Genomic DNA, 17999 nt, shown 5'->3' with positions numbered 1-17999 from the left:
GATTAAATCCCCGCTACTGATTTTGTTTCAATTGCAATTCCAGGACTCATTGTAGAAGACACGTGAATGCTTTTAAAATAAGTTCCTTTAGCAGCAGATGGCTTTAATTTAGAAATTACCTGAATGATTTCAAGTGCATTCTCATAAATTTTATCTGCTGGGAATGATACTTTTCCTATCGAGGCGTGTATGATACCCGTTTTGTCTACTTTAAAATCAATCTTACCTGCTTTAACCTCTGTTACAGCTTTACCAACTTCGTTGGTTACTGTACCAGATTTTGGGTTAGGCATTAAGTTCCTTGGACCTAAAACACGGCCCAATTTACCTACCTTAGCCATACAAGCTGGTGTAGTGATAATAATGTCTACATCGGTCCAACCACCTTCAATTTTAGCTACATACTCGTCTAAACCTACGAAGTCTGCGCCAGCTGCTCTTGCTTCTTCTTCCTTATCAGGAGTTACCAAAGCTAAAACACGTACAGTTTTACCTGTTCCGTGTGGTAAAGTAGCAATACCACGTACCATTTGATTCGCTTTACGCGGATCAACACCTAAAGATACATCAATATCAACTGATGCATCGAATTTAGTGGTAGTGATTTCTTTTACCAAAGCAGCAGCAGCCTGTAAAGTATAAGCTTTACCAGCTTCTATCTTAGCATGTGCCTTTTTTTGATTTTTAGTTAATTTCGCCACTGTTGTAAACTGTTTTTTAATTAATTGTTCCAGGGTGCGTCACCAGAAACGGTGATTCCCATACTGCGTGCTGTACCAGCAACCATACTCATTGCAGATTCGATCGTAAATGCATTTAAATCAGGCATTTTATCTTCAGCAATAACTTTAATCTGGTCCCAGGTCACCGATCCAACTTTTTTACGGTTAGGCTCAGCAGAACCACTCTGTAATTTAGTAGCATCTTTTAACTGGATAGCTACCGGAGGGGTTTTGATGATGAAATCGAATGACTTATCAGCATAAACAGTAATTACAACTGGCAATACTTTACCTGCTTTATCTTGGGTACGAGCGTTGTACTGTTTGCAAAACTCCATAATGTTCACCCCTTTAGCACCTAATGCAGGTCCTACTGGTGGCGATGGATTTGCCGCTCCGCCTTTGATCTGTAATTTGATCATTGCACTGACTTCTTTTGCCATTTTGTGTTTTTTGTTTATTTAAAACTCAATGTTAAATATTGGAAGCATGTAACATTTAAATTCCTTAGGGCTCCTATAAAGCTTAAAGGACTGCAAAGATATGGATTAACTTACAGTAAAACAATAGTATCGACAAAAATTAATTATTAATTTTTGAGATCTTGTTGAACGATAATCCATATTGAAAGATAAGTTAAGAACTTATTGATATTTAACGGATAGCAGGCTTGGGTTATTGTTTATATCTTATAAAGATTAGAAATAGCAGCAAATAAGATGTTCATGTTATTTTATAACATTGGTGGTTTAATCACTTTTTTAGGTTGTTTTACAAGTGGCGTGGTCAATATATATTTCTTCAAATCTACAGCTTGCTGAAAATTAAATCGCACCGAATCTCCATCTTGATTAAAATAGTCATTTGGTAAATCGTATGTTGAAGGATAAATTGTAAAATCGGTAATTCCCGTATTGATTTTGTACGTTATTTTTGTGGTGATTCGTCCAAAAAAATAAGCATTTGGCTCTCTTGGCGTTAAATTTGTCCAATAGTTAATAATGTCTTTTTGTTTATCAATCTTATTGATATACCACTTGTCATAATCCAAAAATAAATCAAATGGAATTAGTGTTGTGGTATCGGTTATGGTTTCCTTCCTGATAGAATCCATAAATTTTTTAGTATAAGGCTTATCAAAAAGATTTAACTGAAATTTATTGGAGAACCGGTTATATTGAGGGAAATATTTATGCTCAGCAAGCAAACTAAAGGCCTGTCCAAATACTTCGTTATGGGCAAACTGTAAATACATGTTGTTAATTTTGACCACAGGTTCAAATTCGTAATACCTATTATCCTTATCATCTAAAAGGTACTTTTCTAACTCACTTATATCTTTTAATTTATAATTAACTATAGTATTAGTATCTTTCACCTTGAAAAAGGCAAGTTTATCCTTGCCTGGGAAAACATAAAATGTAAATATAAAATCCGCATTTTCTCCTTTATATTCTCTTCTGATGTTGTCAGTTTTATATCTAATATTTAGTATATAAGCTATTTTCCCCTTATGGTCACTTGTTTTAAAAAAAGTATAGCCTACCACATTACTTTTAGCATAATCCAAATTCAGTATTACAAACTTATTTTTATCATGATATTCGCTTTGGGCAAATGCATTAATAAACATTAGATTTAAAAAACAGAAAAGCTGTAATTTTCTTACTTGGTTGATATTCATCCTTTATTTTATTTAAATGGTTACAATAAAACTGGGGATGATTTTTTGGGAATCTGTGTTAAACAAATTTCTTAAAACAATATACAAATAAATTTAATTACAAAGTATACCTAAAAAATTGGCACAAAAAAAGCCCCGAATAACTTCGGGGCTTTCTAAATATTTTAAGAATTTATTACTCTTTTTCTACCTGCATGTAGTTAAGTTCAAGCGGGGTTTTACGTCCGAAGATTTTAACCATTACTTTCAGTTTTTTCTTCTCTTCGTTTACCTCTTCGATAATACCTGAGAAACCGTTGAAAGGTCCGTCCATTACTTTAATGCCTTCGCCAACATAATAAGGAACATTCATGGTTTCACCCTGTTCGCTCATTTCATCAACCACACCTAAAATGCGGTTAACTTCTGCCTGGCGCATCGGGATCGGGTTACCAGCTTTATCGCCTAAGAAACCGATAACACTGTTAATGCCTTTAATAATGTGCTCTAACTCTCCATCTAATGTAGCTTCGATTAAAACATAACCAGGATAAAAGTTACGTTCTTTGGCAATTTTTTTACCATCTTTCATTTGGTAGTATTTTTCCATAGGGATTAACACCTGCGGAACCAAATGAGAGAAACCTAAACGGCTGATCTCAGCATCAATGTACTGCTTTACCTTCTTCTCTTTACCGCTAACAGCTCTTACAACGTACCACTTTAGATCGCTCATTAGAAAAAATTAATTAGAAAGTGATTTATAAAAAGTATCCAATACAAATGTAGATCCTTTATCCATTGCAAAAATTACCAATGCAATAATCAGGGAAGCTACTAAAACAAGAATTGCAGAACTTTGAAGTTCGCCCCAAGTAGGCCAGGTAACCTTATTGGTCATTTCATCGTACGATTCTTTTATAAACTCAACTACTTTAGCCATATCAAATTATTGAAAGAGTGAATGAGTAAATGAGTGAATGATATTATCTGAAAGCTAGGCTTCAAATTCAATCATTCACTCATTCTGATACTCAATCATTATGTTAAGCACGGGAACAAGGATTCGAACCCTGATCAAAGGTTTTGGAGACCTCTATTCTACCGTTGAACTATTCCCGTGTGTATAAAAAAGAGCTAGCCTAAACCAGCTCTTTTTATATTGTTATAGCTTAAATTAAGCTAAGATTTCAGTTACCTGACCAGCACCTACTGTTCTACCACCCTCACGGATAGCGAAACGTAGACCTTTTTCCATTGCAATCGCGTTAATTAATTTAACTGTGATTGTAACGTTATCACCTGGCATTACCATTTCAGTACCTTCAGCTAGTGAGATTTCACCAGTTACGTCTGTAGTACGGAAATAGAACTGAGGACGATATTTGTTGAAGAATGGAGTGTGACGACCACCTTCTGCTTTTGATAATACATAGATCTCAGCTTTGAAATCAGTGTGAGGAGTTACTGAACCTGGTTTACAGATTACCATACCACGACGGATATCAGTTTTCTCAATACCACGTAACAATAAACCTACGTTATCACCAGCTTCACCATAATCTAAGATCTTACGGAACATCTCAACACCAGTTACTGTAGATTTTAAGTTCTCAGCACCCATACCTAAGATTTCAACCGGATCTCCAGAGTTGATTACACCACGCTCAATACGACCAGTTGCTACAGTACCACGACCAGTGATCGAGAATACATCTTCAACAGGCATTAAGAATGGAAGTTCAGTTAAACGTGGAGGAATTGGAATGTAGCTATCAACAGCATCCATTAATTCCATAATTTTTGCTACCCATTTAGCATCTCCGTTCAAACCACCTAAAGCAGAACCTTGAATAACAGGAATATCATCACCAGGGAAATCGTAGAACGATAATAATTCACGAACTTCCATTTCTACTAATTCTAATAATTCAGGATCATCAACCATATCCACTTTGTTCATGAATACAACCAATGAAGGTACACCAACCTGACGAGCCAATAAGATGTGCTCACGAGTTTGTGGCATTGGACCATCAGTAGCAGCAACAACGATAATAGCACCATCCATTTGAGCCGCACCTGTAACCATGTTTTTAACATAATCCGCGTGACCTGGACAATCTACGTGTGCGTAGTGACGGTTTGCAGTTGAATACTCAACGTGCGCAGTATTAATAGTAATACCTCTTTCTTTTTCCTCAGGAGCTGAGTCAATTGAATCGAATGAACGTGCCTCAGATAAACCTGCATCAGCTAAAACTTTTGTAATAGCTGCTGTTAAAGTTGTTTTACCGTGATCGACGTGACCGATTGTACCGATGTTTAAGTGCGGTTTACTACGGTCAAATTTTTCTTTTGCCATTTTATTTATAACTAATTAGTAGGTTAACTTTTTATTAATTTTATTTATTGTTTTGATGCAATGCAACACAAAAAACCTTGTCTACCCTGCATATTAAACAGATTTAACAAAGCTTTATTATCCTGAGCCAACTATGGGAATTGAACCCATGACCTCTTCCTTACCAAGGAAGTGCTCTACCGCTGAGCTAAGTCGGCTTTTTAGTTTCCAGTTCCAGCCTTTTGTTTTAACTAAATTAAAACCGCAACCAATAACTGCCCACTTTTCTAATTTTATTGGAGCGGAAGACGAGGTTCGAACTCGCGACCTATAGCTTGGAAGGCTATCGCTCTACCAACTGAGCTACTTCCGCTTTTAAAAACTAGTGATTGATTAAATGAAAGAATGAGAGATTTATTCTATCATTAAAACATTTGGTCGTTCATTTAAAGTGTGGGGAGAGAAGGATTCGAACCTTCGAAATCTTGCGATAACAGAGTTACAGTCTGTCCCATTTGGCCGCTCTGGAATCTCCCCATTTTTTACTTCAAAATGCTAACACTTTAAAATAAAAAGAGCCTCCTATCGGAATCGAACCAATGACCTACTGATTACAAGTCAGTTGCTCTACCAGCTGAGCTAAGGAGGCTTTAAATTTTGTGCAATGATACGAAAAATCTTCATTTTTCATACTATTAACGTGTTTTTTTAAAACTTTTATCTTTTTAAAGAACAACCCTTTTATTCTTGGCTTAACACCGTTTCCGAAAGGGAATGCAAATATACACACTTATATTTCACTTCAAAATAAATTTGAAAAAAAATAGTGAAGTTATTTTAATTAGCTGCCATTATACCTATGAAGGAGCTTAATAATCAATCTCTTAAAATCGAATATTTTTTTTCATTTTTTTATCTCAATTACCTTTAAAAACAGCATCAGGATTACCAATAACAAGAAGCGATCGAAAATAACACCTGAATTAATTTTAAGAAAAATTAAAATTTACGCAACAAGCGTGATTTTTTCGGCAAGAATTAGTTGAAAAATTAAATTGATTTATAAAAAATAACAGGAAATTAAATAAAACGGCATTAATGTGGAGCATAAATTTCATCCTATAAGTTAAATTTATTCGAGGTGCGGGAAGAAATTAAAATAAAAAGGGGCGGAACAATTAATTGTCCCGCCCCTTTTGCATTTATATGTTTATGCTTTTATTAATAGTCAGCAGCTTCGCTTTCGCTTAAAATTGCTTTATGCTCACTTAATTTTGCACGCGTTTTATCTTTATGTTTAGTGATCTGTTTCCTTAATGATTCGATGGCCAGATCTGTGGCTTCTTCAAATGATTTACATTGTTCTTTAGCAAACAGGGTACCTCCCGGCACAATAAGTTTTATCTCACTGATCTTATTGGCTTCGTCCTCTACGTTCTCTAACTTTAAATACACTTCGCCGCTAATGATCTGGTCAAAAAACTGATCAAGCTTGTTTGCTTTCTTCTGTATAAAATCTAACAACTTACTGTCTGCACTGAAGTGGATTGATTGAACTCCGATTTTCATTTTTCCTCCTTTTTTTACGCCTTTGGATGGGCTTGTTTATAAATTGTTTTTAATCTTTCGATTGAATTGTGCGTGTAAACCTGGGTTGCCGCTAAACTGGCATGCCCCAAAAGTTCTTTAATCGCATTTAAATCTGCTCCTGCATTTAGCAGGCTTGTGGCATAGCTATGCCGCAACACGTGGGGACTTTTCTTTTCATTGGTTGATACATGGTTTAGGTATGAGGTAACAATACGGTATATCAATTTGGGATATGCCGCTGCACCTGTATTTGTAACGATTAATATAAGTAAATTGTTATTAAAGTTTTGCAACTTTTTTAACTCGATGTAGGTATTTACCTGATTGATAAGCTGTTTATTTATAGGAATAATCCGTTCTTTATTTCTTTTACCCAATACTTTTATCGTTCCTGAATAAACATCGATGTCGGTATCCTTTAATTGCAACAGTTCAGTTAAACGCATGCCGGTTCCAAACAGCAGTTCGATTACCAGATGATCGCGAACGGAGGGGAAACTTTCGTTAAAATACTGTTCCGAATCCAATAAATGATCCATTTTCTGTGCATCAACAAACACAGGAAGCCTTTTAGGGATTTTAGGTGCCTTAATTAAAGCACTGGGGTTTTGATCGATCTTTCCTGAACGGTGTAAAAACTTATAAAAACTTCTTAAAGCAGAGATTTTTCTGTTAATGGTATTTTCTGAATTATCCTTTTCCATCAGCTCCACCAGGTAACTGCGCAAGTGGGTATGTTTTACTTCAAGAAAATCCAGTTCTAATGCCTTAATAAATTCTTCAAACTGATCTAAATCGGTCTGATAAGAAGTGACGGTGTGCTGAGAATAGCGCTTCTCGTGAGTTAAATAGGTGATAAAGCTTTTTAGCAACATTCAATATCTTTTTACGGGGCATTGATATGAAGTTACAAATTGTTTTGATATAAAGAAATCATTAATTAATTGTTTATTGTAAAGTTTTGGATGGCCCAAAAACAAAAAAAGCCCTTAGAAAAATCTAAGGGCTTTAATATAGTTATATAGTGAACAACTATGAAGTTGTATCTAGATTCATATTCTGAATGTAAACAGCATGTTTAATTTCAGTACGGCGAGCAACGGATTTTTTCTCGTATGCTTGGCGACTACGTAGTTCTCTCAATACACCAGTTTTTTCAAACTTTTTCTTGAAACGTTTAAGGGCTTTATCTAATGATTCGCCGTCTTTAATGTTGATAATGATCATAACGCTGAAATACCTCCTCTCGTGGTTTTTAAATTTTCCCGTGTTAACGGGCTGCAAATGTAAGCAAAATATTGAAAACGAGAAAGATTTATAAAAAGATTTTTTATTTAAATCATTAATTGAACTTATGTGTTGTTTAGCTAAATTTATATATACATAATCATATATGACAACAGGTAAAAAAGTAGGTTCAATTATCGCAGTTATAGTTGTTATCGCATTAATCGCAATTTGTTATTACCGTTATTTTTTTGTTTTTGGCGAAGGTGTTAAAGCAGGAGAGCTAAACTATGTAGTAAAAAAAGGCTACGTATTTAAAACTTATGAAGGCAAATTAATCCAGAGCGGAATAAAATCACGACAAACAGGCACACTGCAGAACAACGAATTTGAATTTTCTATCGCTAACGATGAGATTGCTGAAAAAATGATGGCCAACAGTGGTAAGTTTTTCGAATTACACTATAAAGAATATAAACATACCCTACCATGGCGCGGATTTAGCGTTTATGTGGTGGATAGTATTTTAACTACGAAAGATTTACCGCAGTAGGGTTTAGGGTTTAGGGTTTAGGGTTTAGGGTTTAGGGTTTAGGGTTTAGGGTTTAGGGTTTAGGGTAAATTCTTATTTAAAAGATTTGTTTTAAAACCTTACACCATAAACCTTTCGCCTTCTAACCTTTGTTCGGTACCTTAGCGCCTTCCTTTCTTGCTTCGGATAATCCGATGGCTATAGCCTGTTTTCTGGAAGTTACCTTTTTGCCAGAGCCGCTTTTAAGTTTGCCCTCTTTCATTTCGTCAATGGTTTCTTCTACCTTTTCACCAGCCTTTTCTGAATACTTTGCCATATTTTAAGTTCATTAGTTCATTGGTCATTGGTCATTGGTCATTGGTCATTGGTTTAAGAATGGTTAATCGGTTAATTGTTTAAACCGGTTAACTGCTCCAAACGCCAGACGCCGAGCGCCAAACAAATTTTAGTCTTTAGTAAAAACAATTATTTCAGCTGCATGGTTTTGAAAATTCTAAGCAAAAAAAATCCGGAGGCATTTAAACCGTCCGGATTACTCATAATATATTTGGTTTGTTGTTTCTGTGTTGACCAGGCTTTAGTCTTTTAGCTTAAGCTAATATTTCTCTGGCAATTACAATTTTCTGGATTTCGGATGTACCCTCGCCTATTGTACATAATTTACTGTCGCGGTAAAATTTCTCTACGGGGAAATCTTTGGTATATCCATATCCGCCAAATATCTGAACGGCTTCTGTGGCTACCTTTACCGATACTTCTGAGGCAAAATATTTAGCCATGGCCGACTCTTTTGTCATTGGCAAATGCCTGTTCTTTAAATCGGCTGCCTGACGGATCAATAACTCTGCCGCTTCAATTTCAGTTGCCATATCAGCCAATTTAAAACTGATGGCCTGAAAACTTGAAATCGGCTGGCCAAATTGCTGACGTTGTTTCGAATAAGCGACTGCAGCATCAAAGGCACCTTTTGCAATACCTAAAGCCAACGCTGCAATAGAAATCCTTCCGCCATCTAAAACTTTCATGGCTTGTTTAAAGCCTTCGCCAACATTGCCTAATAAGTTAGCTTTTGGTACACGGCAGTTATCAAAAATCATTTCTGTAGTTTCTGATGCACGCATGCCCAATTTATTTTCTTTTTTTCCTGCGGTAAAACCTGGTGTACCGCGCTCTACCACAATGGCCGAAATCCCTTTCGAACTTCCCTGCTCCCCTGTTCTCACCATCACAACTGCAATATCGCCGCTTTTACCGTGGGTAATCCAGTTTTTTGCACCGTTTATAATATAATCATCACCATCTTCAACAGCTGTAGTCATCATGCGCAAGGCGTCCGAACCAGTATTTGCTTCAGTTAAACCCCAGGCACCAATCCATTGGGCCGTTGCCAGCTTAGGTAACCATCTTTGTTTTTGCTCTTCGTTGGCAAAGGCTAAAATGTGGCCTGTACATAAAGAATTGTGTGCGGCTAATGATAAACCGATTGAACCACAAACACGGGCTACTTCTACAATAACATCAACATATTCCTGGTAACCTAAACCCGAACCGCCATATTCTTCTGGTACCAATACGCCCATTAAGCCTAGCTCTCCCAATTGCTTAAAAAGCTCTACCGGAAAATGCTGTGCTTCATCCCATTCCATAATATTTGGACGAATGTTTTTCTCTGCAAAATCGCGGACCATGGCCTTTACATTCTGCTGAGTTTCTGTTTCTGAAAAATCGAAGCTTACGCTCATTAAATTTTATATTTTAAGTTAGTTCGAGGCAATTATAATCAATTATTTCATAGTTAGTTATCAATAATTATTTGCCCAATTACAGAATGAAATGGTATTTGGTTCAATTAGTTTATGGATTAATTTTAAAGCCTGCAATTGATTGAGAAAGTTTTTTATATTTTTTTTCAAAAAAATCTGTTTACAATTAGGAAGGTGGTAATTTTTGATTAATATGGTGGAAATTCCACGAAACGTTCCTATGGAACGAAACGCAATAACCTGGGGTTATCTGCTACCGGGGAATCATCCACGTGGGAGGGCAAACATTCATAATTCTGAAAGCAAGATTGTTATCCGAGTCGGTGTACGACGCAGCAGAGAAATCTGTATACAGTGTTTACTGTCTAAAAAGAAATATAGGGTGCAATTTTATCGATCACCTGCTGGTTTAAAATGGCTATCTTTTTCAGATCAGCTATATTTGAATAGTTGCCATGTTGTTTGCGGTATTGAATAATGGCGTTAATCTGTTTATAAGAAAGGTATGGGTTCCGTTTTAAATCATCAAAAACCGCAGTATTGATATTGATTGTTTTTAAAGGGACATTACTGATCGAAATCTGATCTTTAATTTCAGTGTACTTAACAGAATCTAAACCATAAACTTCCATTAATTGTTCTTTTTTATAAAAACCACCTAAACGCTCACGGTATTTAATGATCCTTTTCGCAAAAGCAGCACCGATTCCTTTTATTTCATCAAGTTTAGCAGAATCAGCCTGATTAATATCCACAATTACAGGCGCTTTTTTAACATATTCTTTCTTTTCGAAAGGGATATATTTTTTTGAGGTATTTAGCTCTCTGTCTGCGATTTTCACATAGGGCAAAATCTTTTTATACATCTCCGGAGAAATCGTGTACATTTTCTGAAGATCCTGAGGTTTATAAAATTTCCCGCCTTTACTGGTATAATTAATAATCGCTTTTGCCTGTTTTGGCGATAAACCTAAAGTCTGCCAGCCATCAGCATCCAGCGTATTTGGATCGAAATTAAAAAGCCTGGCTGTTTTTCCAGGAGAGTAATTTTCAATCCGGTCTCGGAGATTACTGGCATATTTTTCATCTGCAACCGTTATTTTTTGGATCTGCGTTAAAAGACTTGGGTCATCTTTTTCTATTGGGCGGGTATAACCATATATAATAGGTATAGCCTTAAGCACCACAATAATCAATATCAGCAGCAACAATCCGTTGAACTCACCTTTACTAAAACCAAAATATTTATTCAGCCAAATTCTCATTGATGCGATATGACATGTGTATTATAAATATAAATCTTATTTTTGGGATTGCAAAACTGAGCAGGTTTTGCCTATCAACAACCTAAGAATTTTATATGAAGATTATAACAACGTCTGAATTTGCTAAAGCAACGAAGATAGATAAGCTAGGTGTACCGGGTTTGGCAGGTTTGATGATGGAGATCATGAAACTGAATGACATTAATGACGTATTCGCTCAAAATCAACACTTTAAGGGCTTAGAGTTTGTAGATAAAATATTGGAAACCATTGGTGTTTCGATCGAATTTGATGATGACGATTTAAACAGTATCCCTAAAACGGGTCCGTTTATTGCCATTGCAAACCACCCTTATGGTGGTGTAGAAGGTTTGGCATTGGTTAAACTTTTATGTACGGTTAGGCCGGATGCAAAGGTGATGGTAAACTTCATCCTTAAAAAAATACCTAACCTTGATGAGTTTTTTGTTGCGGTTAATCCTTTCGAAAATGTTCAGCACTCATCAAGTATCAGTGGTTTAAAAACAACTTTCGATCTGCTTAGAAATGGAACACCGATCGGTATTTTTCCGGCCGGAGAGGTTTCTACCTTTAAACTGGATGCCCAGCAGGTAACCGACAGGATGTGGCACCCGGTGGTTGGAAAACTGATTGCAAAAGCAAAAGTACCAGTGGTACCAATCTATTTCCATGGCAATAATGGTGTTTTCTTTAATATTTTGAGTTTTATACACCCAACTCTACGTACCGCAAAACTCCCATCTGAGTTTTTAAATAAACATGGCCGCACAATCAAGGTAAGGATCGGCAAGCCGATTGCAATTTCCGAAATCTCTCACATGAACAGCAGTAATAAGTTAATGGACTTTTTAAGGGCCCGTACTTATGCTTTAGGTGTTGGACTGGATACGGAGAAAAAACTTTTCAATCCCTTGAATTTATTCAAGATTAAAAAGAAGCCGGTTGAGGTGATTGAAGAAACTTCGAGAGTTTTAATTAAAGAAGAAGTAGAAAAATTAGAAGATTTTAAAGTTTGGACGGAGAAAAACTATGAAGTTTATATCGTACCAACACTAAAAATTCCAAATATTTTAAGAGAAATTGGTCGTTTACGCGAAATTACTTTCCGCGAGGTTGGTGAGGGAACGAATAAAAAAATCGATCTCGACAATTACGACATTTATTACAACCATTTATTTATCTGGGATAGGGATTTAGAAAATATAGTGGGTGCTTACCGCATTGGTAAAGGTGATGAGATTTTAGAAAGTATGGGCCGCCGTGGTTTCTACCTTTCGGAGCTTTTTAAAATGAAAGATCAGTTTTACCCAATGTTGAGACAAGGGATTGAGCTGGGCAGATCGTGGATTAGAAAAGAATACCAGGGTAAACCACTTCCGTTGTTCCTGCTTTGGAAAGGGATTTTAAAATACCTGATCGATAACCCGCAGTACCGTTACATGTTCGGGCCGGTAAGTATCAGCAACAATTTTTCGAAATTTAGCAAGGCTTTAATTGTTGATTACATTACCAAAAACCATTTCGATTACGAGATGGCGAAATACGTTAAACCCAGAAACAAATTTAAAGCCGATTTATTACCTATCTCAACTGATACCCTTGTTGATAGCAGCGAATCGTTTAAAGATTTAGACAGTATTATTGGCGATATCGAAAATTCACACATTAAAATCCCGGTGTTGTTAAGGCAGTACATGAACCTGAATGCGAAGATTATCTCTTTCAACATCGATCCTAAGTTTTCAGATTGTTTAGATGGTTTCTTAGTGGTAGATACACACAACATTCCACCAGAAATGTTGGAAAAACTTGGCAAGAACCTATAATTAAATCAATAAAAAAACCCAGACATCCATCTGGGTTTTTTATTATCAACTAACCTAAACTTTATAAATACTAACCAAATATTTATGCCACAAAAGTATAGCTAGCTTGTTAAATTGGTATTAATGAAATGTTATTTATAGAATTTCTTAAGCCCCAATTTCTTAACCAATAAATAGCGTTTTGTTCATATTATTCCATTATCTTTAGGTACTCTGTATGAGCTATGACAAACATCCCAATTATAAAAAACAGGATGTTTCCCCTCTCTTATATTTAGCTCAAATAAAAATCATTTATCGAATTGTTTTCGTGATGAAATCAATTTTGAATTAAAATTTATGACAGTCATTTCTAAAGAAAATTTCTCAAAAGCAACGGGGATCTGTAATGTTCCCATCCCTGGTCTGGCCGCTTTTTTAATGCGTTTTTTGAAGATTAATGATTTTAACGGAATTATTAAAGACGCGGATACTTTAGAAGGTGAAAAATTTGCCAACCATATACTGAATGTCTTGGGGGTTACGATTGAGATCAGTGCTGAAGACCATGCAAATATCCCAAAAGATGGTGCATTTATTGCTATTGCCAATCATCCTTATGGTGCGATTGAATCATTGGCTTTACTAAGTACTCTAGCCAATCAGCGACCCGATACGATGTTTATGGGGAATTTTTTATTAAAGAAGATCCCAAACCTCGAGAAATGCATTATTGCGGTAAATCCTTTCGAAAAAGTTCAGGATGCTTCCAGCATCAGCGGATTAAAAACGACATTAAAACTTTTAAAAGATGGTAGTCCTGTAGCAATTTTTCCGGCAGGTGAAGTTTCTTCCTATAAATTCAGGAAAAACCAGATCACAGACCGTGAGTGGCATCCGGTAGTAGGAAAAATTATCTCTAAAGCCAATGTACCCATCTTGCCAGTATATTTTCATGGCAACAACGGTATCTTTTTTAGCCTGTTGAAATTCATCCACCCTTCCTTGCAAACGGCAAAACTGATTTCAGAACTGTTTAACAAAAACGGTCATAGGTTGAAAATCAGCATTGGAAAACCCATCATCTTGAATGAAATTACCTGTAAAGATTGCAATACATCGTTATTAAAATATTTAAGAACAACTCTTTATGCCCTAAAATAAATCATGTTTAGCTAGTTCATGTTAATTTCTTATTAAGTAACCACCCATCTGTTCACATAAAGAAATTGTTGATTTTATGTTAATAATAAGTAAATTTAATGTAATCAATTATGAGGTGGTTTGAAAAGAAGGATTTACATATATACATTATTTCTATGCATGATGGCTATCGGTACCATCGCAAAGGGACAGAACTATTCTTTCGATTTTTATAACGGAACCTTCAATTTCAGCACAGATTCTGCATTTAACATCCACGTATCCAAAACAGCTAATGCAGCAGAAGTTTCTAAATTTTATGCTGAAATATCGGCGGGAAATTATGATCCGTTGATTTCTTCACTTAAAAAATACCAGGAGCAATATCGTTTAAACGATTGGATTTATTACCAGCTCATCCGTAAAACGGCAGAGCAGATCAGTCCAAAGGCTGATAATTATTTCCGTTATACTTTATATAAATGGTTTTTGCTCAGCAAATGCGGCTATGATGCGAGGTTAGCGGTGGGCAACGATCAGGTTATCTTTTACGTTAGGAATGAGGAGAACATCAATGATATTCCATTTTTCATGATCGATGGCAAAAAATATATGTGCCTTAATTACCATGATTATGGAAAACTATTTAAAAAAGCAGATGCTTATATCCCGGTTAATATTTCAATACCCGAAGCCAAAAACGCTTTTTCTTACAAAGTAACGCGCATGCCGGATTTTAAACCGGAAAGTTATGAAGAGAAAGACGTGGAATTTAGTTATCGTCAGAAAATATATCATTTTAAGCTGAAAGTGAATGAAGATGTGCAAACGATTTTTAAGAATTATCCGGGTGTAGATTTCGAGAGTTATTTTAATATTCCCTTAAGCCGCGAAACGTACAGCTCGTTAATTCCTATTTTAAAGAATAATTTAAAAGAAATGGACCAAAAGAAAGGGGTTGATTATTTGATGCGTTTTACCCGTTATGCTTTTCTTTACGAAAATGATGAACAGAATTTTGGTGCTGAAAAAAGACTCTCGCCGGAGCAAACGCTGTTAAATAAATATAGCGACTGCGATGACCGGGCAGCTTTATTTTTCTATCTGGTAAAAGAAATTTACAACTTGCCCATGGTGGCCCTGCTCTACCCTACCCATTTAACCATGGCTGTACAGTTTGATAAGCCAGTAGGTGAGTTTATTGTATATAACGGTAAAAAATATTCTTTTTGCGAACCCACACCTCAAAAGGAAAATTTAAGAATCGGCCAGGTTTCTTCGAGCCTTAAAAATATTAAATTTGAGGTTGTATATGCATACGAGCCTCTTAAACGATAATATCTATCATTTACAGGTTAACTTAATGTTAATTAATTGTTTAATAAATGTTATCTTATTAAAAACAAGCTGAACCAATGGCTATTTGCAGTACTTTTATTTTTTAACTGATGTTTAAAACTTAAAAGATATCCTTATGTCTGCAGTAATTTATACCATTTTAAAAGAGTTTTTTGTTGAGGCAAACGGCAACGCCATAAAGGCGAGGATTATGTCGCCAATTCACGACGACAAAGTTTTTGTTTTCCAGATCAGTTCTTTTTATAAAAGCAAAACCGATGCCGATGCCTACGAACCTGCATCAACATTCACTTCATACGCCAATGCCGAGCGACATTTACTTCAATATCTGGAAGGCTTTCAAAATACATTAGATCTGGGCGGAGCTATTGCACCAGGCCATCGTTTCTAGGTGTTTTCTTTGTCGTCTTTTTCCGGAGGGAGTTCGGATTGGATAACCTCTTCTTCAAATTCTTTTTTATCCTTTTGGTTTCTTTTGATAAGATAACCTACTAAAATAACGACCAAAACTATAACTCCGATCAATATTGGATCATTCATATTTGCTGGATTAAAATATAACCGACCTTATTTAAACTAAGTTATGGGAAATATTTTGCATGTTAAGCACATGACTAAGTGTTAACATAATCATAATATTAATTTAACTTTAGGATTCTTTATCTTTGAAAATACCCATAAGTTTTAGATGAAAAAGAATAAATCCAAGTCGAAGAATCATTCGACAAGCAAAAAACTACGTAAAGAATTAGAATCGAAATTAGCCCTTGCATTTAACGAAGTTATTGTACAATACGGCAAAGCAAAAAAAACAGATAAGGTAATCGAGAAGTTTGCAAAGCAATTAACTAAAAAAGTTACTTTCGCTATTCAAGATGATTCTTTAGCTCCATTTACAAAAGAAGAAAAACCAACGCCTGCGGCTCCAAAAGTAAAAGCAGCTGTAACAAAGAAAGCAAAAGTAGCAGTTAAGGAAGAAGTTGAAACAAAATAAAAAATTCCATAAAAAAAGGTCTCGATTGAAGAAATCGAGACCTTTTTTTATATTAGTTTAATCTAAGGATTATTTTACTGCTCCCGGAGTTGTATAAGCTAAAGATTGAGGATCAAAATGAGCCCAACCAGCAGCCCAGTTTTCAGAACCAAATGCACCTTTAAAAGCTACACTTGTAAATCCAGTGGATAGTTTAGCATTGGTAAATGCCGCGCCTGATGCTGCAGCAGAACTTGCTACAACTGTAAAGTTTGGAACTCCTACTCTTGCTGTTGCAACTAAATCTGCAGAATATTTGTAAGGATCAGTTAAAATGCTTCCAGCTAATGCAGCACCATCGAATGTATTTACTACTGTTAACAATGGAGTAATTATACCTAAAGCAGTTGCATTCGATGCTTTAATCTGATTGCTTTTACTGTTGCTGTTATAAATTAAGTTGTTAGCAAAAACAGATGCACCCGTTGAAAGATTACTTGAAGCTGCATTTCCACCTGCTGGTAATGCATCATCATAGAAAACACCTTCTGTATAACCAACGATTATAGAATTAAATAAGCTCATAGCTGAGTTACGACGAATTTGTGCACCATGTTGGAAGTTAGCATTAATACTGCTACCTCCTGAACCTACTGGGCCCAATATTGTCATATTTGAAAAAACAGCAGAAGTTTTAGGAGCATTTGAACTTCCTGCAGCGTCATTATCTGATTCGAATCCATTTGATCCTGAAACATCGGCAGTTACTGCTAAACGTTGTGCTAAACCAAACTGAACTTTACCAGAGAAACCATTATCAGTATCAAAATCATCATCCCATGAATCGATTGCCAATAAGTGAGAACAGTTTACAGCACCACCAAACCACTCGAAAGCGTCATCACCAGAACGGTAAACTTCAACATAATCAACAACGGTACCAGAACCAACTGAACCAAAAGTTAAACCATTAATTTCGTTATCAGGGCTTAAAGCAATACCTGCATATTCAATACGTACATATTTGATTACACCTGAATTATCTGCATTATCTGTACCACCATGTTTACCTTTATCAGTAGCATCAGAAATACCTTCGATAGCTACAGAAGTACCAACGTTATTTACTGCTTTACCTAATACAATAACACCTCCCCAATCGCCTTCTTTACGTGCACCTGCGGCAACACTAGAAGTAAATACAATAGGCTTATCTACTGTACCTGTAGCGTTGATTTTAGCACCTCTTGTAATAATCAAAGCTCCCTTAGTTGCTTTATCACCTTTGATAATTGTACCTGGTTGAATAGTTAAAGTAGCATTATTCGTAACAAAAACATTTCCTTTTAAAAGATAAATTTTATCTGCGCTCCATGTTATGCTTGCAGTAAGATCACCAGAAACCTCAACAGTATTAGCTGCTACTGGCGGGTTAATCTCTTCATCAACAGTGTTCTTTGAACAACTTGCTAAGAAAACCAATACGCTCATTGCGCAAATTAATAATTGTTTTTTCATGTTATTTTTTTGTTTTACTTTTTTTTAAAATTATTATCTAAATGTAATTGGGGAGTTAACTAACCTTTAAGGTA

At 35.7% G+C, this 17999-nt stretch carries 20 protein-coding genes and 5 tRNA genes; 6 read left to right on the top strand and 19 right to left on the bottom strand.

Annotated features, from left to right (window positions below):
• Positions 1 to 2 precede the first annotated feature (2 nt).
• The 14 genes from rplA to rpsU all read right to left on the bottom strand — a co-directional run bounded on the left by rplA (position 3) and on the right by rpsU (position 7546).
• Entirely contained in the window at positions 3 to 701 is a 699-nt protein-coding gene (gene rplA / locus H9L23_RS03810) for a 50S ribosomal protein L1 (RefSeq protein ID WP_187593734.1), read from the bottom strand.
• A 20-nt stretch (positions 702 to 721) separates the two neighbouring features.
• The gene (gene rplK, locus H9L23_RS03805) at positions 722 to 1165 is read right to left on the bottom strand and encodes a 50S ribosomal protein L11 (protein WP_010601094.1); all 444 of its coding nucleotides are present in this window, start codon (positions 1163 to 1165) and stop codon (positions 722 to 724) included.
• A gap of 290 nt (positions 1166 to 1455) precedes the next feature.
• Positions 1456 to 2406, bottom strand: a complete 951-nt coding sequence (locus H9L23_RS03800; protein ID WP_187593733.1) for a hypothetical protein — start codon at positions 2404 to 2406, stop codon at positions 1456 to 1458.
• 175 nt (positions 2407 to 2581) lie between these two features.
• A complete protein-coding gene (gene nusG, locus H9L23_RS03795; RefSeq protein WP_025143263.1) occupies positions 2582 to 3121 on the bottom strand; it encodes a transcription termination/antitermination protein NusG in 540 nt (179 codons plus the stop codon).
• Positions 3122 to 3130: 9 nt separating this feature from the next.
• Positions 3131 to 3328, bottom strand: coding sequence for a preprotein translocase subunit SecE (secE, locus tag H9L23_RS03790; protein WP_025143264.1), 198 nt, complete (start codon positions 3326 to 3328; stop codon positions 3131 to 3133).
• A gap of 108 nt (positions 3329 to 3436) precedes the next feature.
• Positions 3437 to 3507, bottom strand: a tRNA-Trp gene (locus tag H9L23_RS03785).
• A gap of 55 nt (positions 3508 to 3562) precedes the next feature.
• Complete coding sequence (tuf, locus tag H9L23_RS03780; protein WP_187593732.1) at positions 3563 to 4750, bottom strand: elongation factor Tu; 1188 nt, start codon at positions 4748 to 4750, stop codon at positions 3563 to 3565.
• 125 nt (positions 4751 to 4875) lie between these two features.
• Positions 4876 to 4947: transfer RNA gene (locus H9L23_RS03775), tRNA-Thr, on the bottom strand.
• A gap of 79 nt (positions 4948 to 5026) precedes the next feature.
• Positions 5027 to 5102: transfer RNA gene (locus H9L23_RS03770), tRNA-Gly, on the bottom strand.
• An 81-nt stretch (positions 5103 to 5183) separates the two neighbouring features.
• A tRNA-Tyr gene (locus H9L23_RS03765) sits at positions 5184 to 5266 on the bottom strand.
• Positions 5267 to 5305: 39 nt separating this feature from the next.
• Positions 5306 to 5378 (bottom strand) — tRNA-Thr (locus tag H9L23_RS03760).
• Positions 5379 to 5950: 572 nt separating this feature from the next.
• Positions 5951 to 6298 carry a ribosome hibernation-promoting factor, HPF/YfiA family gene (gene hpf / locus H9L23_RS03755; protein ID WP_025143266.1) on the bottom strand — a complete coding sequence of 116 codons (348 nt, stop codon included), beginning with the start codon at positions 6296 to 6298 and terminating at the stop codon, positions 5951 to 5953.
• Between the two features lie 14 nt (positions 6299 to 6312).
• Entirely contained in the window at positions 6313 to 7194 is an 882-nt protein-coding gene (locus H9L23_RS03750; protein WP_187593731.1) for a tyrosine-type recombinase/integrase, read from the bottom strand.
• 157 nt (positions 7195 to 7351) lie between these two features.
• Positions 7352 to 7546, bottom strand: coding sequence for a 30S ribosomal protein S21 (gene rpsU / locus H9L23_RS03745; protein ID WP_025143268.1), 195 nt, complete (start codon positions 7544 to 7546; stop codon positions 7352 to 7354).
• Between the two features lie 166 nt (positions 7547 to 7712).
• Between rpsU and H9L23_RS03740 the strand changes: the two genes are divergently transcribed.
• The gene (locus tag H9L23_RS03740) at positions 7713 to 8099 is read left to right on the top strand and encodes a hypothetical protein (protein ID WP_187593730.1); all 387 of its coding nucleotides are present in this window, start codon (positions 7713 to 7715) and stop codon (positions 8097 to 8099) included.
• Between the two features lie 121 nt (positions 8100 to 8220).
• Here the strand turns inward: H9L23_RS03740 and H9L23_RS03735 are convergent, their stop codons facing one another.
• From H9L23_RS03735 to H9L23_RS03725, 3 genes are all read right to left on the bottom strand, one after another.
• On the bottom strand, positions 8221 to 8394 hold the full coding sequence (locus H9L23_RS03735) for a DUF6496 domain-containing protein (RefSeq protein ID WP_187593729.1): 174 nt from the start codon (positions 8392 to 8394) through the stop codon (positions 8221 to 8223).
• A gap of 274 nt (positions 8395 to 8668) precedes the next feature.
• The gene (locus tag H9L23_RS03730; RefSeq protein WP_187593728.1) at positions 8669 to 9820 is read right to left on the bottom strand and encodes an acyl-CoA dehydrogenase family protein; all 1152 of its coding nucleotides are present in this window, start codon (positions 9818 to 9820) and stop codon (positions 8669 to 8671) included.
• A 386-nt stretch (positions 9821 to 10206) separates the two neighbouring features.
• On the bottom strand, positions 10207 to 11106 hold the full coding sequence (locus H9L23_RS03725) for a ComEA family DNA-binding protein (protein WP_187593727.1): 900 nt from the start codon (positions 11104 to 11106) through the stop codon (positions 10207 to 10209).
• 95 nt (positions 11107 to 11201) lie between these two features.
• Between H9L23_RS03725 and H9L23_RS03720 the strand changes: the two genes are divergently transcribed.
• The 4 genes from H9L23_RS03720 (at position 11202) to H9L23_RS03705 (ending at position 15825) form a co-directional block, all read left to right on the top strand.
• Entirely contained in the window at positions 11202 to 12953 is a 1752-nt protein-coding gene (locus H9L23_RS03720; RefSeq protein WP_025143272.1) for a lysophospholipid acyltransferase family protein, read from the top strand.
• Between the two features lie 339 nt (positions 12954 to 13292).
• Positions 13293 to 14096 (top strand): lysophospholipid acyltransferase family protein, encoded by an 804-nt coding sequence (locus tag H9L23_RS03715; RefSeq protein ID WP_187593726.1) that lies wholly within the window; start codon positions 13293 to 13295, stop codon positions 14094 to 14096.
• A gap of 159 nt (positions 14097 to 14255) precedes the next feature.
• Positions 14256 to 15413 carry a hypothetical protein gene (locus H9L23_RS03710; protein ID WP_187593725.1) on the top strand — a complete coding sequence of 386 codons (1158 nt, stop codon included), beginning with the start codon at positions 14256 to 14258 and terminating at the stop codon, positions 15411 to 15413.
• Positions 15414 to 15549: 136 nt separating this feature from the next.
• Complete coding sequence (locus H9L23_RS03705; RefSeq protein WP_187593724.1) at positions 15550 to 15825, top strand: hypothetical protein; 276 nt, start codon at positions 15550 to 15552, stop codon at positions 15823 to 15825.
• On the opposite strand, the gene H9L23_RS03700 is transcribed toward H9L23_RS03705, so the two are convergent.
• Entirely contained in the window at positions 15822 to 15974 is a 153-nt protein-coding gene (locus H9L23_RS03700) for a hypothetical protein (RefSeq protein ID WP_187593723.1), read from the bottom strand. The genes H9L23_RS03705 and H9L23_RS03700 overlap by 4 nt on opposite strands.
• A 148-nt stretch (positions 15975 to 16122) precedes the next feature.
• On the opposite strand from H9L23_RS03700, the gene H9L23_RS03695 reads away from it, so the two are divergent.
• Entirely contained in the window at positions 16123 to 16428 is a 306-nt protein-coding gene (locus tag H9L23_RS03695) for a hypothetical protein (RefSeq protein WP_187593722.1), read from the top strand.
• A 69-nt stretch (positions 16429 to 16497) separates the two neighbouring features.
• On the opposite strand, the gene H9L23_RS03690 is transcribed toward H9L23_RS03695, so the two are convergent.
• Complete coding sequence (locus H9L23_RS03690) at positions 16498 to 17925, bottom strand: hypothetical protein (RefSeq protein WP_187593721.1); 1428 nt, start codon at positions 17923 to 17925, stop codon at positions 16498 to 16500.
• Positions 17926 to 17999: the final 74 nt, after the last annotated feature.

The sequence above is a fragment of the Pedobacter roseus genome (genome assembly GCF_014395225.1).
GTDB lineage: Bacteria > Bacteroidota > Bacteroidia > Sphingobacteriales > Sphingobacteriaceae > Pedobacter > Pedobacter roseus.
Note: the sequence above shows the minus strand (reverse complement) of the source record. Positions and strands in the feature narration are given on the sequence as shown.